This is a genomic window from Pseudomonas algeriensis (assembly GCF_048847255.1).
In the GTDB taxonomy this organism is placed as follows: Bacteria; Pseudomonadota; Gammaproteobacteria; order Pseudomonadales; family Pseudomonadaceae; genus Aquipseudomonas.
The window spans coordinates 248,845-269,650 of sequence record NZ_JBKKRK010000007.1 but is presented as its reverse complement, the minus strand read 5'-3'; the positions used below and the strand labels follow the sequence as shown (position 1 = coordinate 269,650).

Annotated in this window: 19 protein-coding genes; 16 read left to right on the top strand and 3 right to left on the bottom strand. The window is 59.8% G+C overall.

The window, feature by feature from the left end; all coding sequences use genetic code 11:
- Positions 1 to 245 precede the first annotated feature (245 nt).
- From trxB to infA, 4 genes are all read left to right on the top strand, one after another.
- Complete coding sequence (gene trxB / locus ACLK1G_RS13605) at positions 246 to 1,205, top strand: thioredoxin-disulfide reductase (protein WP_420765878.1); 960 nt, start codon at positions 246 to 248, stop codon at positions 1,203 to 1,205.
- 69 nt (positions 1,206 to 1,274) lie between these two features.
- Positions 1,275 to 1,955 (top strand): leucyl/phenylalanyl-tRNA--protein transferase, encoded by a 681-nt coding sequence (gene aat, locus ACLK1G_RS13600; protein ID WP_420765877.1) that lies wholly within the window; start codon positions 1,275 to 1,277, stop codon positions 1,953 to 1,955.
- 56 nt (positions 1,956 to 2,011) lie between these two features.
- On the top strand, positions 2,012 to 2,719 hold the full coding sequence (locus ACLK1G_RS13595; protein ID WP_420765876.1) for an arginyltransferase: 708 nt from the start codon (positions 2,012 to 2,014) through the stop codon (positions 2,717 to 2,719).
- 157 nt (positions 2,720 to 2,876) lie between these two features.
- Complete coding sequence (infA, locus tag ACLK1G_RS13590; RefSeq protein ID WP_002553999.1) at positions 2,877 to 3,095, top strand: translation initiation factor IF-1; 219 nt, start codon at positions 2,877 to 2,879, stop codon at positions 3,093 to 3,095.
- A 237-nt stretch (positions 3,096 to 3,332) separates the two neighbouring features.
- On the opposite strand, the gene clpA is transcribed toward infA, so the two are convergent.
- Positions 3,333 to 5,603: an ATP-dependent Clp protease ATP-binding subunit ClpA gene (clpA, locus tag ACLK1G_RS13585; protein WP_305495539.1), complete on the bottom strand. Its 2,271-nt coding sequence runs from the start codon at positions 5,601 to 5,603 to the stop codon at positions 3,333 to 3,335.
- Positions 5,604 to 5,632: 29 nt separating this feature from the next.
- On the bottom strand, positions 5,633 to 5,995 hold the full coding sequence (gene clpS, locus ACLK1G_RS13580; protein WP_030141336.1) for an ATP-dependent Clp protease adapter ClpS: 363 nt from the start codon (positions 5,993 to 5,995) through the stop codon (positions 5,633 to 5,635).
- 227 nt (positions 5,996 to 6,222) lie between these two features.
- Here clpS and cspD point away from each other — a divergent pair, with 227 nt between their 5' ends.
- Positions 6,223 to 6,537, top strand: coding sequence for a cold shock domain-containing protein CspD (gene cspD, locus ACLK1G_RS13575; protein WP_420765875.1), 315 nt, complete (start codon positions 6,223 to 6,225; stop codon positions 6,535 to 6,537).
- A 73-nt stretch (positions 6,538 to 6,610) separates the two neighbouring features.
- Here the strand turns inward: cspD and icd are convergent, their stop codons facing one another.
- The gene (icd, locus tag ACLK1G_RS13570) at positions 6,611 to 7,867 is read right to left on the bottom strand and encodes an NADP-dependent isocitrate dehydrogenase (RefSeq protein ID WP_030141334.1); all 1,257 of its coding nucleotides are present in this window, start codon (positions 7,865 to 7,867) and stop codon (positions 6,611 to 6,613) included.
- Between the two features lie 480 nt (positions 7,868 to 8,347).
- Between icd and ACLK1G_RS13565 the strand changes: the two genes are divergently transcribed.
- From ACLK1G_RS13565 to ACLK1G_RS13515, 11 genes are all read left to right on the top strand, one after another.
- A complete protein-coding gene (locus ACLK1G_RS13565; RefSeq protein ID WP_420765874.1) occupies positions 8,348 to 10,573 on the top strand; it encodes an NADP-dependent isocitrate dehydrogenase in 2,226 nt (741 codons plus the stop codon).
- 212 nt (positions 10,574 to 10,785) lie between these two features.
- Positions 10,786 to 11,232: an NUDIX hydrolase gene (locus tag ACLK1G_RS13560; RefSeq protein ID WP_420765873.1), complete on the top strand. Its 447-nt coding sequence runs from the start codon at positions 10,786 to 10,788 to the stop codon at positions 11,230 to 11,232.
- 59 nt (positions 11,233 to 11,291) lie between these two features.
- Complete coding sequence (mnmA, locus tag ACLK1G_RS13555; protein WP_420765872.1) at positions 11,292 to 12,416, top strand: tRNA 2-thiouridine(34) synthase MnmA; 1,125 nt, start codon at positions 11,292 to 11,294, stop codon at positions 12,414 to 12,416.
- On the top strand, positions 12,413 to 13,036 hold the full coding sequence (gene hflD, locus ACLK1G_RS13550; RefSeq protein ID WP_039592880.1) for a high frequency lysogenization protein HflD: 624 nt from the start codon (positions 12,413 to 12,415) through the stop codon (positions 13,034 to 13,036). Before mnmA ends, hflD begins: the two co-directional genes overlap by 4 nt.
- 124 nt (positions 13,037 to 13,160) lie before the next feature.
- Positions 13,161 to 14,531: an adenylosuccinate lyase gene (gene purB, locus ACLK1G_RS13545; protein ID WP_420765871.1), complete on the top strand. Its 1,371-nt coding sequence runs from the start codon at positions 13,161 to 13,163 to the stop codon at positions 14,529 to 14,531.
- A gap of 84 nt (positions 14,532 to 14,615) precedes the next feature.
- Positions 14,616 to 15,782, top strand: a complete 1,167-nt coding sequence (locus ACLK1G_RS13540) for a ribosomal protein uL16 3-hydroxylase (protein WP_420765870.1) — start codon at positions 14,616 to 14,618, stop codon at positions 15,780 to 15,782.
- On the top strand, positions 15,775 to 16,200 hold the full coding sequence (locus ACLK1G_RS13535) for a GNAT family N-acetyltransferase (protein ID WP_420765869.1): 426 nt from the start codon (positions 15,775 to 15,777) through the stop codon (positions 16,198 to 16,200). The genes ACLK1G_RS13540 and ACLK1G_RS13535 overlap by 8 nt, the downstream gene beginning before the upstream one ends.
- Before the next feature lie 293 nt (positions 16,201 to 16,493).
- Entirely contained in the window at positions 16,494 to 17,255 is a 762-nt protein-coding gene (locus ACLK1G_RS13530) for a secretin N-terminal domain-containing protein (protein ID WP_420765868.1), read from the top strand.
- 456 nt (positions 17,256 to 17,711) lie between these two features.
- Positions 17,712 to 19,037 carry an isocitrate lyase gene (aceA, locus tag ACLK1G_RS13525; protein WP_018925513.1) on the top strand — a complete coding sequence of 442 codons (1,326 nt, stop codon included), beginning with the start codon at positions 17,712 to 17,714 and terminating at the stop codon, positions 19,035 to 19,037.
- 662 nt (positions 19,038 to 19,699) lie between these two features.
- The gene (locus ACLK1G_RS13520; RefSeq protein WP_030141323.1) at positions 19,700 to 20,113 is read left to right on the top strand and encodes an NADH-quinone oxidoreductase subunit A; all 414 of its coding nucleotides are present in this window, start codon (positions 19,700 to 19,702) and stop codon (positions 20,111 to 20,113) included.
- 10 nt (positions 20,114 to 20,123) lie between these two features.
- Positions 20,124 to 20,798 carry a NuoB/complex I 20 kDa subunit family protein gene (locus ACLK1G_RS13515; protein WP_039592874.1) on the top strand — a complete coding sequence of 225 codons (675 nt, stop codon included), beginning with the start codon at positions 20,124 to 20,126 and terminating at the stop codon, positions 20,796 to 20,798.
- Positions 20,799 to 20,806 lie beyond the last annotated feature (8 nt).

Genomic DNA, 20,806 nt, shown 5'->3' with positions numbered 1-20,806 from the left:
AAAAAAAGTGAATGTGCCCAACCGGTACTACTTTTACCACTGTGGCATGCGTCCGGAAAACCACAGGAGTCGCTGAAGATTTGATCTTTTACTCATCCTGCGTTCAAAACCCAAGCATTGTACGGGTTTGTCATGCCCAAGGCATTGCCCGCACGCTTGGCGACAGCATAGCCATGATCAGGGGGTCTTGGGCGCCAATTTGAGCATGCATTCTCTTTTGTGACAAAGGCTTATGAGGTGTTTTTATGAGCGAAGCGAAGCATTCACGCCTGATTATTCTCGGTTCCGGCCCTGCAGGGTACAGCGCTGCTGTCTATGCGGCCCGTGCCAACCTCAAACCCGTTGTCATCACCGGCATACAGGCCGGTGGCCAGCTCACCACCACGGTCGAAGTCGATAACTGGCCCGGCGACGTCGAAGGCCTGACCGGCCCCATGCTGATGGAGCGCATGCAACGGCACGCCGAGCGCTTCGACACGCAGATCGTCTACGACCATATTCACACCGCCAAGTTGCAACAACGTCCGTTCGAATTGATCGGTGACAGCGGCACCTACACCTGCGACGCACTGATCATCGCCACCGGCGCCTCAGCCCAGTACCTCGGCCTGCCGTCGGAGGAAACCTTCGCCGGCAAAGGTGTTTCAGCCTGCGCGACCTGCGATGGTTTTTTCTACCGAAACCAGGTGGTGGCGGTGGTCGGTGGCGGCAACACCGCCGTGGAAGAAGCCCTGTACCTGTCGAATATCGCCAAGGAGGTGCATTTGATTCACCGGCGGGACAAGTTGCGCTCGGAAAAGATCTTGCAAGACAAACTCTTCGAGAAAGCCGCCAATGGCAATATCCGTTTGCACTGGAACCAGAATCTGGACGAGGTCCTGGGCGATGCCAGCGGCGTGACCGGCGCGCGCCTGCGGCACAGCGAGACCGGTGAAACCAGCACGTTGTCCCTGGCCGGCGTCTTCATCGCCATCGGGCACAAACCCAATACCGATCTGTTCCAGGGCCAACTGACGATGCGCGATGGTTACCTGATCGTGCGCGGCGGCAGCGACGGCAATGCCACGGCCACCGACATCGAAGGCGTGTTTGCCGCTGGCGATGTGGCCGATCATGTCTATCGCCAGGCCATTACTTCGGCCGGCGCCGGGTGCATGGCCGCCCTGGACGCAGAGAAGTATCTCGATGACATCCCGGCCGTTTGACGGTTAACCTCTAGGCGGGCTCTGGCTGATCCGGAGCCCCGCCCTCCCCTTCTGCAAGCCCGGACAACGATGCTGACTTGGTTACAACGCAACACTTTCGATTTTCCGCCACTGGAAAAAGCCATGCGCGACCCCAACGGCCTGCTCGCCGCCGGCGGGGACCTGTCCGCCGACCGCTTGATCCAGGCCTATCGCCACGGTTGCTTTCCATGGTTCTCCGAAGGCCAGCCGATCCTGTGGTGGTCGCCGGACCCGCGCACGGTGCTGTTTCCCGACGAGCTGCATGTATCGCGCAGCCTGGGCAAGCTATTGCGCAAGCAGCGCTATGAAGTGACGTTCGACCGGGATTTCGCCGGGGTCATCCAGGCCTGCGCCGCGCCCCGGGATTATGCCGATGGCACCTGGATCACCGACGCCATGCAGACCGCCTATCTGGAACTTCACCGACGCGGCTTCGCCCATTCCGTGGAAGTCTGGGATCAAGGCACGCTGGTCGGCGGCCTGTATGGCTTGGCAATGGGTCAGTTGTTTTTTGGCGAGTCCATGTTCAGTCGCGCCGACAATGCGTCGAAATTCGGCTTCGCAACCTTGGTCCAACACCTCAAGGAGGCGGGTTTCGTCCTGATCGACTGCCAGATGCCCACCGAGCACTTGCATAGCCTGGGCGCGCGGCCGATTCCGCGAACCGAGTTCGCGGCTTACTTGAAGGCCCATCTGGACCAACCCAACCATGCCACCTGGGTTTGCTGAGCGATATTCGCGCTCCTGGCTTACACTTGAATTGAAGTTTATCCCGAGGGTTGATCATGACCGAGTTGGCGCGCTTGAAGTTTTATGCCACTCAACCTCACTCTTGCAGCTACCTGCCAGAGGAGCAGGCCACGACCCTGTTCCTCGATCCCAGCCAGCCCATGGATGTGCATGTCTATGCAGACCTGTCGGAGATGGGGTTTCGTCGCAGCGGCGATCACCTCTACCGGCCCCATTGCCAGCATTGCAATGCGTGCGTGCCGGCGCGCATTCCCGTGGCCCGCTTTACCCCGAACCGGCAGCAGAAGCGTATTTTCAAGCGCAACGCCGATTTGCAGGTGCGCCCGGCCAAACCGCAGTTCAGCGAAGAATATTTCGACCTGTACCAGCGCTACATCGAACAGCGCCACGCCGATGGCGACATGTACCCGCCCAGCCGGGACCAATTCTCGACCTTCCTGGTACGCGACCTGCCGTTCTCGCGTTTCTATGAGTTCCGCCTCGACGGGCGGCTGGTGGCCATCGCCGTCACCGACCTGCTGCCCAACGGCCTGTCGGCGGTCTACACCTTTTATGAGCCCAACGAGGAAAAGCGCAGCCTGGGACGGTTCGCGATCCTTTGGCAGATCAACGAATGCCGGCGCCTGGGCCTGGAAGCGGTGTACCTGGGCTACTGGATCAAGAACTGCAAAAAAATGAACTACAAGACCCAATATCGGCCCATTGAATTGTTGATCAACCAGCGGTGGGTTGTCCTGAACTAGGGGCCGCTCGTAGTTTGCGCCTTATCCATGCGCCGCATTCATTGAGTTACTCCTAAGAACCCCTTGGCTTGCCCCCCCTTTTTCGGGCACAATGCACGCCGCTTTTGCCTGGCGCAGTTGCACCGGGCCATTCACTGGATACCGAGGGCTTTACTGCATGTCGAAAGAAGACAGCTTCGAAATGGAAGGCACTGTCGTCGACACCCTGCCCAACACCATGTTTCGTGTGGAGTTGGAAAATGGGCACGTCGTAACCGCGCATATCTCCGGCAAGATGCGCAAGAACTACATTCGTATTCTTACCGGTGACAAAGTGCGCGTCGAGCTGACGCCCTATGACTTGAGCAAAGGGCGCATCACTTACCGCGCTCGCTAACAAGTCAATACAAAACGCCCGGCTCATGTCGGGCGTTTTTGTTTGCCTGGGTTTTGCTCCAACCATCCACATTACACAGATCCTGTGGAAGCGAGCCTGCTCGCGATAGCGTCGTCACAGTCGGTATTGATGTTGACCGATCCTCTGCCATCGCGAGCAAGCTCGCTCCCACAAGGATTTGAGCTGGACAGCAAAAAGGCGCCTTTCGGCGCCTTTTTATTTTGCTGCAGCTAACGATCAAGCCATCTCGGCCGTGGTTTCGAAGTCGAAGGTCAGCTCGCCGTCCTTGATGTCGATGTGTACCACACCGCCATGCTCGGCCAGTTCGCCAAACAGGATCTCCTCGGCCAGCGGACGCTTGATCTTGTCCTGAATCAAGCGAGCCATCGGCCTTGCGCCCATCGTCACATCGTAACCACCTTCCGCCAGCCAGCTGCGCGCCGCATCGGTGACCTCCAACAGCACACGCTTGTCTTCGAGCTGCGCCTGGAGTTCGGTAAGGAACTTGTCCACCACGCTTTTGATGACCTCATGGCTGAGGCGACCAAACTGGATAATGGTGTCCAGGCGGTTGCGGAATTCAGGCGTGAAGCTCTTCTTGATCACTTCCATCGCATCGGACGAGTGGTCCTGATGGGTGAAACCGATCGAAGCGCGCGCGGCGGTTTCGGCACCGGCGTTCGTGGTCATGATGATGATCACGTTGCGGAAATCCGCCTTGCGCCCGTTGTTATCGGTCAGCGTACCGTGGTCCATGACCTGCAGCAGCAGGTTGAAGACTTCCGGATGCGCCTTCTCGATCTCATCGAGCAACAGCACGCAGTGAGGCTGCTTGGTGATTGCCTCGGTCAAGAGACCACCCTGGTCGAAACCGACATAGCCTGGAGGCGCACCGATCAGACGCGATACGGTATGACGCTCCATGTACTCGGACATGTCGAAGCGCACCAACTCGATCCCCAGCGCCTTGGCCAACTGCCGCGCCGCCTCGGTCTTGCCGACACCGGTAGGCCCGGCGAACAGGAATGAACCGACCGGCTTGTCCGGCGACTTGAGTCCCGCGCGGGACAGTTTGATCGCGGTCGACAGCGAGTCGATGGCCGCATCCTGGCCGAACACCGTGAGCTTCAGGTCACGCTCCAGGTTACGCAGCAATTCCTTGTCGGAGCTGGTGACGTGTTTTGGCGGAATCCGCGCGATTTTCGCGACGATGTCCTCGACTTGCGGCACGTCGATGCGCTTGACTCGATTCTCCACCGGTTGCAGCCGCTGATAGGCGCCCGCCTCGTCGATGACATCGATGGCCTTGTCCGGCATGTGCCGATCGTTGATGTAGCGCGACGCCAGTTCGGCGGCAGCGCGCAATGCCTCGTCACTGTATTCGATGCTGTGGTGCAACTCGAAACGCCCTTTCAGGCCACGCAGGATACCGATGGTGTCTTCCACCGAAGGCTCCGACACGTCGACCTTCTGAAAACGCCGGGCCAATGCACGGTCCTTCTCGAAAATCCCACGGAATTCCTGGAACGTGGTCGAGCCGATGCAACGGATATCGCCCGAGGACAGCAGTGGCTTGAGCAGGTTGGAGGCATCCATCACGCCCCCCGACGCAGCACCGGCACCAATGATGGTGTGGATCTCGTCGATGAAAAGGATCGCCTGCGGCCGCTTCTTCAGTTCGCCGAGCAACGCCTTGAAGCGCTTCTCGAAATCGCCCCGGTATTTGGTACCGGCCAGCAAGGCACCCAGGTCGAGGGAATACACCACGCTGTTGGCCAGCAGGTCTGGCACCTGGTTATCGACGATGCGCTTGGCCAGGCCTTCGGCGATCGCGGTCTTGCCCACGCCCGCTTCGCCTACAAGCAATGGGTTGTTCTTGCGGCGCCGGGCCAGGATCTGCGCAACGCGCTCGACTTCCGCCTCGCGCCCGACCAGCGGGTCGATACGCCCCTGGCGAGCCAGTTCGTTCAGATTGCTGGCATACGCGTCCAGCGGATTGCCTGATGAAGAAGACTCGCCGCCCTCGTCATCCTGCATGTCCTGCTCACCTTCGGAATGATCGCCATGCCCCGGCACTTTCGAGATGCCATGGGCGATGTAGTTGACGACATCGATACGCGCAACGCTCTGTTGCTTGAGCAGGAACACCGCTTGGCTTTCCTGCTCGCTGAAAATGGCAACCAGCACGTTGGCGCCGGTGACTTCGCGCTTGCCCGAGCTCTGCACATGAAAGACAGCACGCTGCAGCACACGCTGGAATCCCAGGGTTGGCTGGGTTTCGCGATCCTCGTCGTGGACGGGGATCAGTGGCGTGGTGGAGTCGATGAACTCCTGCAGGTCATGCTTGAGTTTGTCGAGGTTCGCGCCGCAGGCACGCAAAACGGTGGCGGCAGCCTCGTTATCCAATAGGGCCAACAGCAGGTGCTCGACGGTCATGAATTCATGACGCTTCGAACGAGCCTCCTTGAAGGCAAGATTGAGGGTGACTTCGAGCTCGCGGTTTAACATGGCTTCACCTCATACCCAAGTGGTCGGCGTTAACCGTCCTTCTCGATTTCACAGAGTAGCGGATGCTGGCTTTCCCGGGCGTACTGGTTGACCTGCATGGCCTTGGTCTCCGCAATGTCGCGGGTAAACACACCACATACTGCCCGTCCCTCTGTATGAACGGCCAGCATGACCTTGGTCGCCAGCTCGCGATTCAGGTTAAAAAACACCTCGAGCACTTCGACGACGAAATCCATCGGTGTGTAGTCATCGTTGAACAAAACCACCTTGTACATCGGTGGAGCCTGTAAAGCGGGCTTTGATTCCTGAACAGCAATGCCCGCTGAATCGTCATCATGTTGATCCGGGCGATCCTGATTGAATGTTAGTCGAATCTGGCTGATTGCATGCATGGAAAGAAAGGTTCGTTTAGTTGGCAAATACAGTGATGGGGCCGCTTGCGAGCGATTTCAACCGCTACCGCCCGATCACCTTGACTAACGGTGAATCGGTGTTACAACCAATAGAGCCCACCGTGGGTTAAAAAGGTCCGCAAAGTCAATCCGATTTCTTATTTGATCGACAGCGGATGATCAGGATGATACTCCGTTGCAGGAGTGTGTTGCAGAGGGAAAATGGTATGTCAGGTACCACCAGTATGCGAGTCAAGGGAAAGGTCAAGTGGTTCAACAACGCCAAAGGCTATGGTTTTATTATCCAAGACGGGAAGGACGAAGACCTCTTCGCTCACTACTCTGTAATCCAGATGGAAGGTTATAAAACCCTGAAGGCAGGTCAGCCGGTGACGTTCTGCATGATACAAGGGCCAAAGGGTACACATGCCGTTGAGATTTGCCCGGTTGCCGTGGACGTCGACCCCAACAGCACCGAGGCCAGCGTAAAGCCAGCACCGATCAAGGTCCGCTTCAAGCCGCGGGTAACCGAAGGCCACTAGAGCCCGGCACCAACCCATAAAAAATGCCCGGTTTCGATCACTCGAACCGGGCATTTTTGTGTTCAGGCTTCGCTTACATATGGGAAATCAGCGCATCGCCGAAGCCGGAAGACGACACCAGCTTGGCACCGTCCATCAGGCGTTCGAAGTCATAGGTCACGGTCTTGGCCGAAATCGCGCCGTTGGTGCCCTTGATGATCAGGTCGGCCGCCTCGGTCCACCCCATGTGGCGCAGCATCATTTCCGCCGAGAGGATCAACGACCCCGGGTTGACCTGGTCCTTGCCCGCATATTTAGGCGCGGTGCCGTGGGTGGCCTCGAACATTGCCACGGTGTCGGACAGGTTGGCGCCCGGCGCGATACCGATACCGCCCACTTCAGCCGCCAGGGCATCGGAGAGGTAGTCGCCGTTGAGGTTCAGGGTCGCGATCACGTCGTATTCGGCCGGGCGCAGCAGGATCTGCTGGAGCATGGCGTCGGCGATGGCGTCCTTGACCACGACATTCTTGCCGGTCTTCGGATTCTTGAACTGCATCCATGGGCCGCCGTCGAGCAGGGTCGCGCCGAACTCTTCGGCCGCCACCTCGTAGGCCCATTCCTTGAAGGCACCTTCGGTGAACTTCATGATGTTGCCTTTGTGCACGATAGTCAGCGAATCGCGGTCATTGTCGACGACATATTGCAAGGCCTTGCGTGCCAGGCGCTTGGTGCCCTGCTTGGAGACCGGCTTGACGCCGATGCCGCAATCTTCGTCGAAACGGATCTTGGTGACGCCCATTTCCTCTTTGAGGAACTTGATCACCTTGGTGGCTTCGGCCGAACCGGCCTTCCACTCGATACCGGCGTAGATGTCCTCGGAGTTCTCGCGGAAGATGGTCATGTCCACATCGCCCGGTTTCTTGACCGGGCTCGGGACGCCTTCAAACCAGCGCACCGGGCGAAGGCAGACATACAGGTCGAGCTGCTGGCGCAATGCAACGTTCAGCGAGCGGATACCGCCACCGACCGGCGTGGTCAGCGGGCCCTTGATGGAAACCACGTAATCCTTGACCGCGTCCAGGGTTTCCTGGGGTAGCCAGGTGTCCTGGTCGTAGACCTGGGTCGCTTTTTCGCCCGCATAGACTTCCATCCAGGAAATCTTGCGCTTGCCGCCGTAGGCCTTTTCGACCGCGGCGTCCACCACCTTGATCATGACCGGACTGATATCAACGCCAATGCCGTCGCCTTCAATGAAAGGGATGATCGGATTGTCGGGAACATTAAGAGAATGGTCTGCATTGACGGTGATTTTGTCACCGACGGCCGGAACCTGAATCTTTTGATACCCCATGCTGAACTCCATTGCTTGGATTGAACATCTGGCTGCGTTCGAGCGTACCCCAGTTGTATCGGCACGCAAACCCTACGTTCGGCCCATCCCCGGCAATTTAATCAAGTTCGCCGCGTACAAGCCTGAAAACCAAGGGAAAAGCGCCAAATTCGAGCATAGTCCAACTCCCCGGCCTGCGACGTTTAGACCAATGGACGTGTACGGAAGTCTATGAACCGTCGGCAGATCGCCAGCTACCTATGTATAATGCCGCCGCTGACCACAGGGTCACGACGGCTGACGGCTCTATCACGAGACTTTCCGCCACTTTAAAGCCGGACCGTTACCGCGGCCCGACCGCTTGACGCTCGACTGATGCACCCAACATCACCGCGAAGAAACCTCGACATTCGGCTCACGGATGACTTTGAACGAACGCGCTTACCCGGCGCCCCTCGAGTTTCTGCGCATGCTTTAGCAAAGAAGAGAGTTAATCCGAATATGCCCACCCGCTCGAAGATCATCTATACCTTCACCGACGAAGCGCCTGCCCTCGCCACCTATTCGCTGCTGCCGATCGTCGAAGCCTTCACCGCTTCGGCCGATATCGCCGTGGAGACCCGCGATATCTCCCTCGCAGGACGCATCCTGGCCAGCTTCCCCGAGCAACTGGGTGACAAAGCCGTAGCCGACCACCTCGCCGAATTGGGCGACCTGGCCGTCACGCCTGAAGCCAACATCATCAAGCTGCCGAACATCAGCGCCTCGGTGCCGCAACTGCAGGCCGCGATCAAGGAATTGCAGGCCCAGGGCTACGCACTGCCGGACTACCCGGAAACCGTGACCACCGACGCCGAGAAAGACGCTCGCGCCCGTTACGACAAGGTCAAGGGCAGCGCCGTGAACCCGGTCCTGCGCGAAGGCAACTCCGACCGCCGCGCGCCGCTGTCGGTCAAGAATTATGCTCGCAAGCACCCGCATAAAATGGGCGCCTGGGCTGCCGACTCCAAGTCCCACGTCGCTCACATGAGCGCCGGCGATTTCTACGGCAGCGAAAAAGCCGCCCTGATCGACGCCGCGGGCACCGTGAAGATCGAGCTGATCGCCAAGGACGGCACTGCCACCGTCCTCAAGGAAAAAACCACCGTACAAGCCGGTGAGATCCTCGATTGCGCCGTGATGAGCAAAAACGCCCTGCGCAACTTCATCGCCGCTGAAATCGAAGACGCCAAGCAAAAAGGCGTCCTGCTGTCGGTCCACCTGAAAGCGACCATGATGAAGGTCTCCGACCCGATCATGTTCGGTCAGATCGTCGCCGAGTACTATAAGGACGCGCTGGCCAAGCACGCCGAGGTGCTGGAGCAGATCGGCTTCAACCTGAACAATGGCATCGGCGACCTGTACGCGCGCATCAAGGCCCTGCCGGCCGAGCAGCAGGCCCAGATCGAAGCCGACATCCAGGCGGTCTACGCCGTTCGTCCGGCGCTGGCGATGGTCAACTCCGACAAGGGCATCACCAACCTGCACGTACCGAGCGACGTCATCGTCGACGCCTCGATGCCGGCCATGATCCGTGACTCCGGCAAGATGTGGGGCACCGACGGCCAACTGCACGACACCAAGGCTGTGATCCCGGATCGCTGCTACGCCACCATCTACCAAGCGGTGATCGAAGATTGCAAGCAACACGGCGCCTTCGACCCAACCACCATGGGCAGCGTGCCGAACGTTGGCCTGATGGCCAAGAAAGCCGAAGAGTATGGCTCCCACGACAAGACCTTCCAGATCAAGGCTGACGGTGTGGTTCGTGTTTCGGACAACAACGGTCAAACCCTGCTGGAGCAGACCGTCGAGGCTGGCGATATCTTCCGCATGTGCCAGACCAAGGACGCGCCGATCCAGGATTGGGTCAAGCTGGCGGTCAACCGTGCCCGCGCCAGCGCCACCCCGGCGATCTTCTGGCTCGACCCGATGCGCGCCCACGACGGCGTGATGATCGAGAAGGTCCAGGCGTACCTGAAGGACCACGACACCAGCGGCCTGGACATCCGCATCATGTCGCCTGTCGACGCGATGAAGTTCACCCTGGCTCGCACCCGCGAAGGCAAGGACACCATTTCGGTGACCGGCAACGTACTGCGCGACTACCTGACTGACCTGTTCCCGATCATGGAACTGGGCACCAGCGCCAAGATGCTGTCGATCGTGCCGCTGATGAACGGCGGTGGCCTGTTCGAAACCGGCGCCGGCGGCTCGGCACCCAAGCACGTGCAGCAGCTGCTGGAAGAAAACTTCCTGCGCTGGGATTCCCTGGGCGAGTTCCTCGCCCTGGCCGCATCCCTGGAACACCTGGGCGTGACCTACAACAACCCCAAGGCGCTGGTGCTGGCCAAGACCCTCGACCAGGCGACTGGTGAGTTCCTGGACCGCAACAAGTCGCCTTCGCGCAAGGTCGGCGGCATCGACAACCGCGGCAGCCACTTTTACCTGACCCTGTTCTGGGCCCAGGCACTGGCCGCTCAGGATGACGACGCAGCCCTCAAGGCGCAATTCACCACCCTGGCCAAGACCTTGACCGACAACGAAGAAAAAATCGTTGCCGAACTCAATGCCGTGCAAGGCAAGCCCGTGGACATCGGCGGCTACTACTTCGCCAACCCCGAGCTGACCAGCAAGGCCATGCGCCCAAGCGCCACCTTCAACGCGGCGATTGCTGCGCTGGTGTAAGGTTGTAAGCAAGCACCACAAACCCCGGCCTTGTGCCGGGGTTTGTGTTTCTGGCATACCCTATTTACCTTGACAATATATTCCCCTGTGGGAGCGAGCTTGCTCGCGATTGCGATGTAGCATTCGACATTGATATTGACTGACCCACCGCTATCGCGAGCAAGCTCGCTCCCACAGAGGCCGGCATTCCAACCTGAAATCGAGGACTCCCCATGGACTGGAACCCCCACATCACCGTCGCCACCATTGTCGAAGACAACGGCCGCTTCTTGATGGTCGAGGAATCCAAGGGCGGGCGCGCCGTGCTCAACCAGCCCGCCGGCCACCTGGATCCGAACGAAACACTGATCGAGGCCGCCGTGCGCGAAACCCTGGAAGAAACCGGCTGGGACGTAGAGCCCACCAGCGTAACAGGCATCTATCTGTACACCGCCCCCAGCAACGGCGTGACCTACCAGCGGGTCTGCTTCGCCGCCAAGGCCCTGAAACACCACCCCGAGTATCAACTGGACGATGGCATCCTAGGCGCCAAATGGCTGACCCGCGACGAACTGCTCGAGCAGCGCGACCGCTGGCGCAGCGAGCTCATCATCCGTTGCATCGACGATTACCTGGCCGGCCATCGCCATAGCCTGGAGCTTATCCGCCCTTCTCTTTAGCCTTGCGCGCCCGGGCCTGATAGAATCGCGTCCTTTTTCAAGACACTCATTGAATTCCTATGCGTGATCCAGCCTCTTCGAACACCCCAAAGCAACGCGTCATCGTCGGCATGTCCGGTGGCGTGGACTCTTCCGTTTCCGCCCTTCTGCTGATCGAGCAGGGTTATGAGGTGGAAGGCCTGTTCATGAAGAACTGGGAAGAAGACGACGGAACCGAATACTGCACCGCCATGGACGACCTGGCGGACGCCCAGGCCGTGTGCGACAAGATCGGCATCAAGCTGCACACCGCGAATTTCGCCGCCGAGTACTGGGACAACGTGTTCGAGCATTTCCTGGCCGAATACAAGGCCGGTCGCACACCGAACCCGGACATCCTCTGCAACCGCGAAATCAAGTTCAAGGCGTTCCTCGACTACGCCATGATGCTAGGCGCCGACCTGATCGCCACCGGCCACTACGTGCGCCGCCGCGACATCGACGGCCGTACCGAACTGCTCAAGGGCCTGGATCCGAACAAGGACCAGAGCTACTTCCTGCATGCCGTTGGCGGCGAGCAGATCGCCAAGACCCTGTTCCCGGTCGGCGAACTGGAAAAGCCCGAAGTACGCGCGATCGCCGAGAAGCACCAACTCGCCACCGCCAAGAAAAAGGACTCCACCGGGATCTGCTTCATTGGCGAGCGCCGTTTCAGCGACTTCCTCAAGCAATACCTGCCGGCGCAGCCGGGCGAGATCAAGACGACCGAAGGCGAGGTCATCGGCCGCCACCATGGCCTGATGTACCACACCATCGGCCAGCGCCAAGGCTTGGGCATCGGCGGGTTGAAGGACGCCGGCGAAGAGCCGTGGTACGTGCTGGTCAAGGACCTGGAGCACAACGAGCTGATCGTTGGCCAGGGTAACGACCACCCGTGGCTGTTCTCCGGCGCCCTGCTCGCGTCGGACATCTATTGGGTCAACCCGATCGACCTCAGCGAACCGCGCCGCCTGACGGCCAAGGTTCGCTATCGCCAGAGCGACCAGGCCTGCACCCTGGAAAAAACCGCCACAGGCTACCGCGCCACCTTCGATGACCCGCAGCGCGCGGTCACGCCCGGCCAGTCGGTGGTGTTCTACGACGGCGAAATCTGCCTGGGCGGCGGCGTGATCGAAGTCGCCGAGCCATGGAGCAGCAAGGCATGACGCCAATCCAGGAACAACTGACGGCGCTGGGCGGCGTCTTCCTGGCCGCCGTGCTGGTGGACCGGATCGCCAAGACTGGCCAGGCCACCGAGGCCGGCCTGGGCTGCATGCTCGGCAGCCTGCTGGTACGCGACCCCAAGGACACCCTGGAGGTCTACGGTGGCGACGACTTGAACCTGCGCGAAGGCTACCGCGCCTTGATCGGCGCCCTGGAGCGCGATCCCAGCGCCCTGCAACGCGAACCGCTGCGCTACGCCCTGTCGATGCTGGGCCTGGAGCGCCAGTTGGCCAAGCGTGACGACCTGCTGGAAACCATCGGCAATCGTTTGCCGCAGATCCAATCCCAGGTCGAGCATTTCGGCCCGTCCCACGAAAACGTGATCGCCGCATGCGGCGCGCTGTACCAGGACACCTTGAGCACGCTGCGCCAGCGCATCCAGGTGCATGGCGACATGCGCAACCTGCAGCAACCGAGCAACGCCTCGAAGATCCGCGCCCTGCTGCTCGCCGGGATCCGCTCGGCACGGCTGTGGCGGCAGCTGGGCGGCCATCGTTGGCAACTGGTGATCAGCCGACGCAAATTATTGAAAGAGCTTTACCCGTTGATGCGCAACGAATAAGTCGCCTCGACCTGCTTTTGTACCTCTTTACGCGTAACACGCCGGTCAGTTGGCGACGGACCGGCGCTGATTTTCATGTATGATACGCGCCCCATTTCGTTGCCCGACTGTCCGAGAACACCCCATGCAGCTCTCTTCGCTCACTGCGGTTTCCCCTGTAGACGGCCGCTACGCCGGCAAAACCCAGGCCCTGCGCCCTATTTTCAGCGAGTACGGCCTGATCCGTGCCCGTGTCCTGGTTGAAGTGCGCTGGCTCCAGCGCCTGGCCGCCCACCCTGGCATTGGTGAAGTTCCGGCCTTTTCCGCCGAAGCCAACGCTGTGCTGAACGCTCTGGCCGACAATTTCGCCCTGGAGCACGCTGAGCGCGTCAAAGAGATCGAGCGCACCACCAACCACGACGTCAAGGCCATCGAGTACCTGCTCAAGGAGCAGGCGGCCAAGCTGCCGGAACTGGCCAACGTCAGTGAGTTCATCCACTTCGCCTGCACCAGCGAGGACATCAACAACCTGTCCCACGCCCTGATGCTGCGCGAAGGCCGTGACGATGTGCTGCTGCCTCTGATGCGCCAGATCGCCCAGGCCATTCGCGAGCTGGCGATCCGCTTCGCCGACGTGCCGATGCTGTCGCGCACCCATGGTCAACCGGCTTCGCCGACCACCCTGGGCAAGGAGTTGGCAAACGTCGTCTACCGCCTGGAGCGCCAGATCACCCAGGTGGCCGCCGTGCCCCTGCTGGGCAAGATCAACGGCGCCGTGGGCAACTACAACGCCCACCTTTCGGCCTACCCGGACATCGACTGGGAAGCCAACGCCCGCGCCTTCATCGAAGACGAACTGGGTCTGAGCTTCAACCCGTACACCACCCAGATCGAACCGCACGACTACATCGCCGAGCTGTTCGATGCGATCGCACGCTTCAACACCATCCTGATCGACTTCGACCGCGATATCTGGGGCTACATCTCCCTGGGTTACTTCAAGCAGCGCACCATCGCCGGCGAGATCGGTTCCTCGACCATGCCGCACAAGGTCAACCCGATCGATTTCGAAAACTCCGAAGGCAACCTGGGCATCGCCAACGCGCTGTTCCAGCACTTGGCGAGCAAGCTGCCGATTTCCCGCTGGCAGCGCGACCTGACCGACTCCACCGTGCTGCGCAACCTGGGCGTGGGTTTTGCCCATAGCGTCATCGCCTACGAGGCCAGCCTCAAGGGCATCGGCAAGCTGGAACTGAACGAGCAGAAGATCGCCGCCGATCTGGATGCCTGCTGGGAAGTCCTGGCCGAGCCGATCCAGACCGTGATGCGTCGCTACAACATCGAAAACCCGTACGAGAAGCTCAAAGAGCTGACCCGTGGCAAGGGCATCAGCCCTGAAGCGCTGCAGACTTTCATCGATGGCCTGGACATGCCTGCCGAAGCCAAGGCCGAGCTGAAGAAGCTGACCCCGGCCAGCTACATCGGCAACGCGGCGGCACAAGCCAAGCGCATCTGACACATCGCTTTACCTTTGAGACGCCCGGCCGCGCCGGGCGTTTTTATTCGCGTCTGAAAAGTATATTTTTTCAATAGGTTACACATGAATCCTGACATTCCACTGCAACTCCTGGGCGGCATCACGGCACGGGAGTTCCTGCGCGATTACTGGCAGAAGAAACCCCTGCTGATCCGCCAGGCGATTCCTGACTTCGAAAGCCCGATCGATGCCGACGAACTGGCCGGCCTTGCGCTGGAAGAAGAGGTTGAATCGCGCCTGGTGATCGAGCACGGCGAGCGTCCCTGGGAGTTGCGTCGCGGCCCGTTCGCCGAAGATGAATTCAGCAAGCTGCCGGAGCGCGAGTGGACGCTGCTGGTGCAGGCGGTCGACCAGTTCGTCCCCGAAGTCAGCGAGCTGCTGGAGCATTTCCGCTTCCTGCCGAGCTGGCGCATCGACGACGTGATGATCAGCTTCGCCGCCCCGGGTGGCGGTGTCGGTCCGCACTTCGACAACTACGACGTTTTCCTGTTGCAAGGCCATGGCAAGCGCAACTGGAAAATCGGCCAGATGTGCGACTCCGAAAGCCCGCTGCTACCCCATGCGGACCTGCGCATCCTCGCCGATTTCGAGGCCACCGACGAGTGGACCCTGGAACCCGGCGACATGCTCTACTTGCCACCGCGCCTGGCCCACTGCGGTGTCGCCGTGGATGATTGCATGACCTACTCGGTCGGCTTCCGAGCGCCGAGCGCGGCCGAAGTGCTCACCCATTTCACCGACTTCCTCAGCCAGTTCTTGCCGGACGAAGAGCGTTACACCGACGCCGACGCACGCCCCGTCGCGGACCCGCACCAGATCCAGCACGACGCCCTGGACCGCCTCAAGGGCCTTCTGGCCGAGCACATGAGCGATGAGCGTTTGCTGCTGACCTGGTTCGGCCAGTTCATGACCGAACCCCGCTACCCGGAACTGGTGGTAGGCCCGGAGCTGGAAGAAGACGACTTGCTGGCCGGCCTGGAACAAGGCGCCGTGATCATCCGCAACCCGAGCGCGCGCCTGGCCTGGTCGGAAGTCGATGACGACCTGCTGCTGTTCGCCAGCGGCCAGAGCCGTTATCTGCCGGGCAAGCTGCGGGACCTGCTGAAGATGATCTGCGCCGCCGACGCGCTGCACATCGAAAACCTCGGCCCATGGCTGGACGATGAAGAAGGCCGCGGCCTTATCCACGAATTGGTCAAACAAGGCAGCCTGGGGTTCGCCGATGAATAAAATTCACGTTCGTGTCGCAGACTGGCAAAAGGATAACGCCGAGATCCGGCGCATTCGTGAAACGGTGTTCATTGCCGAGCAATCCGTACCTCCAGAGTTGGAGTGGGATTCGGATGACCAGGACGCCGTGCATTTCCTGGCCTTCGAAGGCGACTTCCCCATCGGTACCGCGCGGCTGCTGACTGACGGCCATATCGGTCGCGTCTCGGTCCTCAAGGACTGGCGCGGCCTGAAGGTCGGCGATGCGTTGATGCATGCAGTGATCGCCGAGGCCGAGAGACGCGGATTGCAACAGCAGATGCTCAGCGCGCAGGTCCATGCCACGCCGTTCTACGAGCGACTGGGGTTTGCGGTGGTCAGCGAGGAATTCCTCGAGGCCGGCATTCCCCATGTGGACATGGTGCGGCGCTCGGCCTGAAACCGCTGGAAGCAGCAACACAATACCCTGTGGCGAGGGGATTTATCCCCGCTGGGTTGCGCAGCAACCCTCAAATCAGTCACTGCGGTGTGTCAGGTTGACGAAATTAGCTTGATTGGGGTTGCTTCGCAGCCCAGCGGGGATAAATCCCCTCGCCACAAGTACATTATCAGCATCACAAAACGCCCCGCCATCCACCGATGCCGGGGCGTTTTGCCGTCTACCATTCAACTTGCCCCACCCGGGGCCGACAAACTGGCAATATCTAGCCTTTGTCTCGCGGAGAAATGGACATGTCCCTACGCACCTTGCTGACCACCCTGCTGCTCGGCTGCAGCCTGTCAGTCATGGCCGCTACCGAAATCGTACCGCTGAACTACCGCACCAGCGCGGATCTACTGCCGGTGGCACAGAATTTCCTCGGCAAAAATGGCCAGGTCAGCGCCTACGGCAACCAACTGATCGTGAATGCCGAACCGGGCAAGATCGAAGAACTCCGGCAATTCCTGGCGCAACTGGACACCGCTCCCAAGCGCTTGCTGATCACCGTCGACACCAACGAGAACAACCTGCAAGGCGACCAGGGCTACTCGATCAACGGCGCCGCGCCCAGCCAGACACGCATCATCAACCGCAGCACCGCCAGCCGTGAGGGCGGCGTGCAGCAGATCCAGGCCAGCGAAGGCCAGCCGGCGCTCATCCAGGTCGGTCAGAGCGTGCCATTCACCAGCAACCAGACCGACGGCTACGGTCGCATGCAAAGCCAGACCGAATACCGCAACGTCACCCAAGGTTTTTATGTCACCGCCAGTGTCACTGGCGAGACCGTTCACCTGAGTATCAGCACCAACCGTGACCGCATGAGCCAGGAACGTCCAGATGTAGTGAACGTGCAAAGCACCGACACAACCGTCAGCGGGCGCCTCGGCGAATGGATCACCCTCGCTGGGGTGAACCGCCAGACTCAAGCCGACAAACAAGGCCTGACCCGCAGCTACTCGACCCAAGGCCGGGATGACATGATTCTGCGGGTGAAGGTCGACACCCTGAACTGAAGCACCAAAAACTGACTGATGAGTCGTATTAGACCAAAGATGTAGTGCTTGAAAAAACGCACTACAAAACGTTTGACGAGCCAAAAAACCGAAGGCATGATGGCCTCGCTCCCGCTAATCAGGGGCCCTGGCAAGGGCCTTCGGGTCGATGCTTGCAACCACCCTGCGAGCCGATTCGTGTCTGTACCGCCCACAAGGTGTGTTTGACGAGGTTGCGACTGGAACGAAGTTGTCCCGAGGGACGGAAGCGTAACTAGGTAACCCGGCATCACTCTGAGTTCGTATAAAGGCCCACGACGCCCGAATGCGCCCGCAGTTCGCCTCTACCTGCTCACTTTCCCCTCGAGCCCATCGTTCATCCCGTCGCCTCCCCGCCTGAACCGACTTGTACGCCAACCCCTGGTCGGCAGGAGCAGGAATTTTCCACCCCAGACCTATGCGACGAGGTTTATCTCCATGGCACTGACACGCGAACAGCAAATTGCAGCCCTTGAAAAAGACTGGGCTGAAAACCCGCGCTGGAAAGGCGTGAAGCGCAATTATTCCGCTGCTGACGTCGTCCGTCTGCGTGGTTCGGTTCAACCTGAACACACCTTTGCGAAAATGGGCGCCGAGAAGCTGTGGAACCTGGTCACCCAGGGCGCCAAGCCTTCCTTCCGCCCCGAGAAAGACTTCGTCAACTGCATGGGCGCCCTGACTGGCGGCCAGGCTGTGCAGCAAGTCAAGGCCGGTATCCAGGCGATCTACCTGTCGGGCTGGCAAGTGGCCGCGGACAACAACTCCGCCGAATCCATGTACCCTGACCAGTCGCTGTATCCAGTGGACTCGGTTCCAACCGTGGTCAAGCGCATCAACAACTCGTTCCGTCGCGCCGACCAGATCCAGTGGAAAGCCGGCAAGAACCCGGGCGACGAAGGCTACATCGACTACTTCGCACCTATCGTGGCTGATGCCGAAGCCGGTTTCGGCGGCGTACTGAACGCCTACGAACTGATGAAGAGCATGATCGAGGCAGGTGCCGCCGGCGTTCACTTCGAAGACCAATTGGCCTCGGTGAAAAAATGCGGCCACATGGGCGGCAAGGTACTGGTTCCTACACAGGAAGCCGTACAGAAACTGACCGCCGCTCGCCTGGCGGCCGACGTTGCAGGCGTACCGACCATCATCCTGGCCCGTACCGACGCGAACGCCGCTGACCTGCTGACCTCGGACTGCGACCCGTACGACCAGCCGTTCGTCACCGGCACCCGTACCCAGGAAGGCTTTTACAAAGTACGCGCTGGCCTCGACCAGGCCATCGCCCGCGGCCTGGCCTACGCCCCGTACGCCGACCTGATCTGGTGCGAAACCGCCAAGCCGGACCTGGACGAAGCCCGTCGCTTCGCCGAAGCGATCAAGAAGGAATACCCGGACCAACTGCTGTCGTACAACTGCTCGCCTTCCTTCAACTGGAAGAAGAACCTGGACGACGCGACCATCGCCAAGTTCCAGCGCGAACTGTCCGCCATGGGCTACAAGCACCAGTTCATCACCCTAGCCGGCATCCACAACATGTGGCACAGCATGTTCAACCTGGCGCACGACTACGCCCGCAACGACATGACCGCCTACGTGAAGCTGCAAGAGCAGGAATTCGCTGACGCCGCCAAAGGCTACACCTTTGTGGCCCACCAGCAGGAAGTCGGCACCGGCTACTTCGACGACATGACCACCGTGATCCAGGGCGGCACCTCGTCCGTGACCGCGCTGACCGGGTCGACCGAAGAAGAGCAGTTCCACTGATCTATCGCGTAAACGGCCCTTGCGGACCGAATAAAAACTAACCGCAAAGCCGACGATTTGAAGCCCCGACTGGTTCGGGGCTTTTTTTTGCCTATGCTTTGGCAGCAATGTCGTCACATGAAAGGATTTTGTGGCGAGGGAGCTTGCTCCCGCTGGCTGCGCAGCAGCCTTTTTGTGAGCGCTTCGCACTCAAGCGGGAGCAAGCTCCCTCGCCACAGGGATCCAGACAAGCCTTAAGGAAGCGCCCCACAGGAAAAGCAAAAAAATTGATCGAACGCAGTATCGGGCAGTCAGAAAAAGAGTAAAACGGCCAGCGCTGACAACTGCCATCACAGCTATATAAGACAAGTTCTCAGTTGTTGCATCGACTACCTGCGGTGCCGCGCAGCCAAACAGTAATAATTATCATTTGAAGGCGCTTTCATTGTTACATATGAAACGAAATTCTTTTGAGGTATCAACAGCCAATCCCCATGGGGCCGGGGCTGCGGGGCGGTGGAGACGTACTATGTCCTTATTCCAATAAATAATTTCGCCATTGGAATTTTACTTGCCCGGTGTTTAGCCATAAAATCACCGCGATTGATTGCTGCGACATATCGTCACTGCGTTATTTCTTTTTGAAGCTCAGAGACCTTTGCTCTCTGTTAAGGATTTCCAGCATGCCCGAAGCGACAGGACTCATGGCCCACAATTGGGGCTTTGCCATTTTCCTTCTGGGCGTCGTCGGCCTGTGTGCCTTCATGCTCGGCGTGTCGAGCCTGCTCGGGTCAAAAGCCTGGGGCCGCAGCAAGAATGAACCGTTCGAGTCCGGCATGCTGCCTACCGGTGGCGCCCGCTTGCGGCTCTCAGCCAAATTCTATCTGGTCGCGATGCTCTTCGTGATCTTCGATATCGAAGCCCTTTTTCTCTTTGCCTGGTCTGTGTCCGTCCGCGAAAGCGGCTGGACCGGATTCGTCGAAGCTCTCGTTTTCATAGCAATTCTGTTGGCAGGTCTTGTCTACCTTTACCGGGTGGGAGCTCTTGATTGGGCTCCGGAAGCTCGGCGCAAGCGGCAAGCGAAGCTGAAACAATGAGGCTTTGGCAATGCAATACAATCTCACCAGGATCGACCCCGATGCTCCTAACGAGCAATATCCGATCGGCAAACGGGAAACCGTCGCCGATCCGTTAGAAGATCAAGTCCACAAGAACATCTTCATGGGCAAGCTCGAAGACGTGCTGAACAGCACGGTCAACTGGGGTCGCAAGAACTCCCTTTGGCCGTACAACTTCGGCCTTTCGTGCTGCTACGTGGAAATGACCACCGCCTTCACGGCGCCCCACGACATCGCGCGCTTTGGCGCCGAAGTGATCCGGGCATCGCCGCGCCAGGCGGATTTCATGGTTATCGCCGGTACGCCGTTCCTGAAAATGGCCCCCATCATTCAGCGCCTGTACGAACAGATGCTGGAACCCAAGTGGGTCATTTCCATGGGCGCCTGTGCCAACTCCGGCGGCATGTATGACATTTACTCCGTGGTCCAGGGGGTCGACAAATTCCTCCCCGTGGATGTCTACGTGCCCGGCTGCCCGCCCCGCCCCGAAGCGTTCCTGCAAGGCTTGATGCTGCTGCAGGAATCCATCGGCCAGGAGCGTCGCCCACTGTCCTGGGTCGTCGGTGATCAAGGCGTCTATCGCGCCGACATGCCGTCGCAAAAGGAACAGCGCCGCGAACAGCGAATCGCAGTCACGAATCTGCGCAGCCCCGACGAAGTCTGATCCAGCTC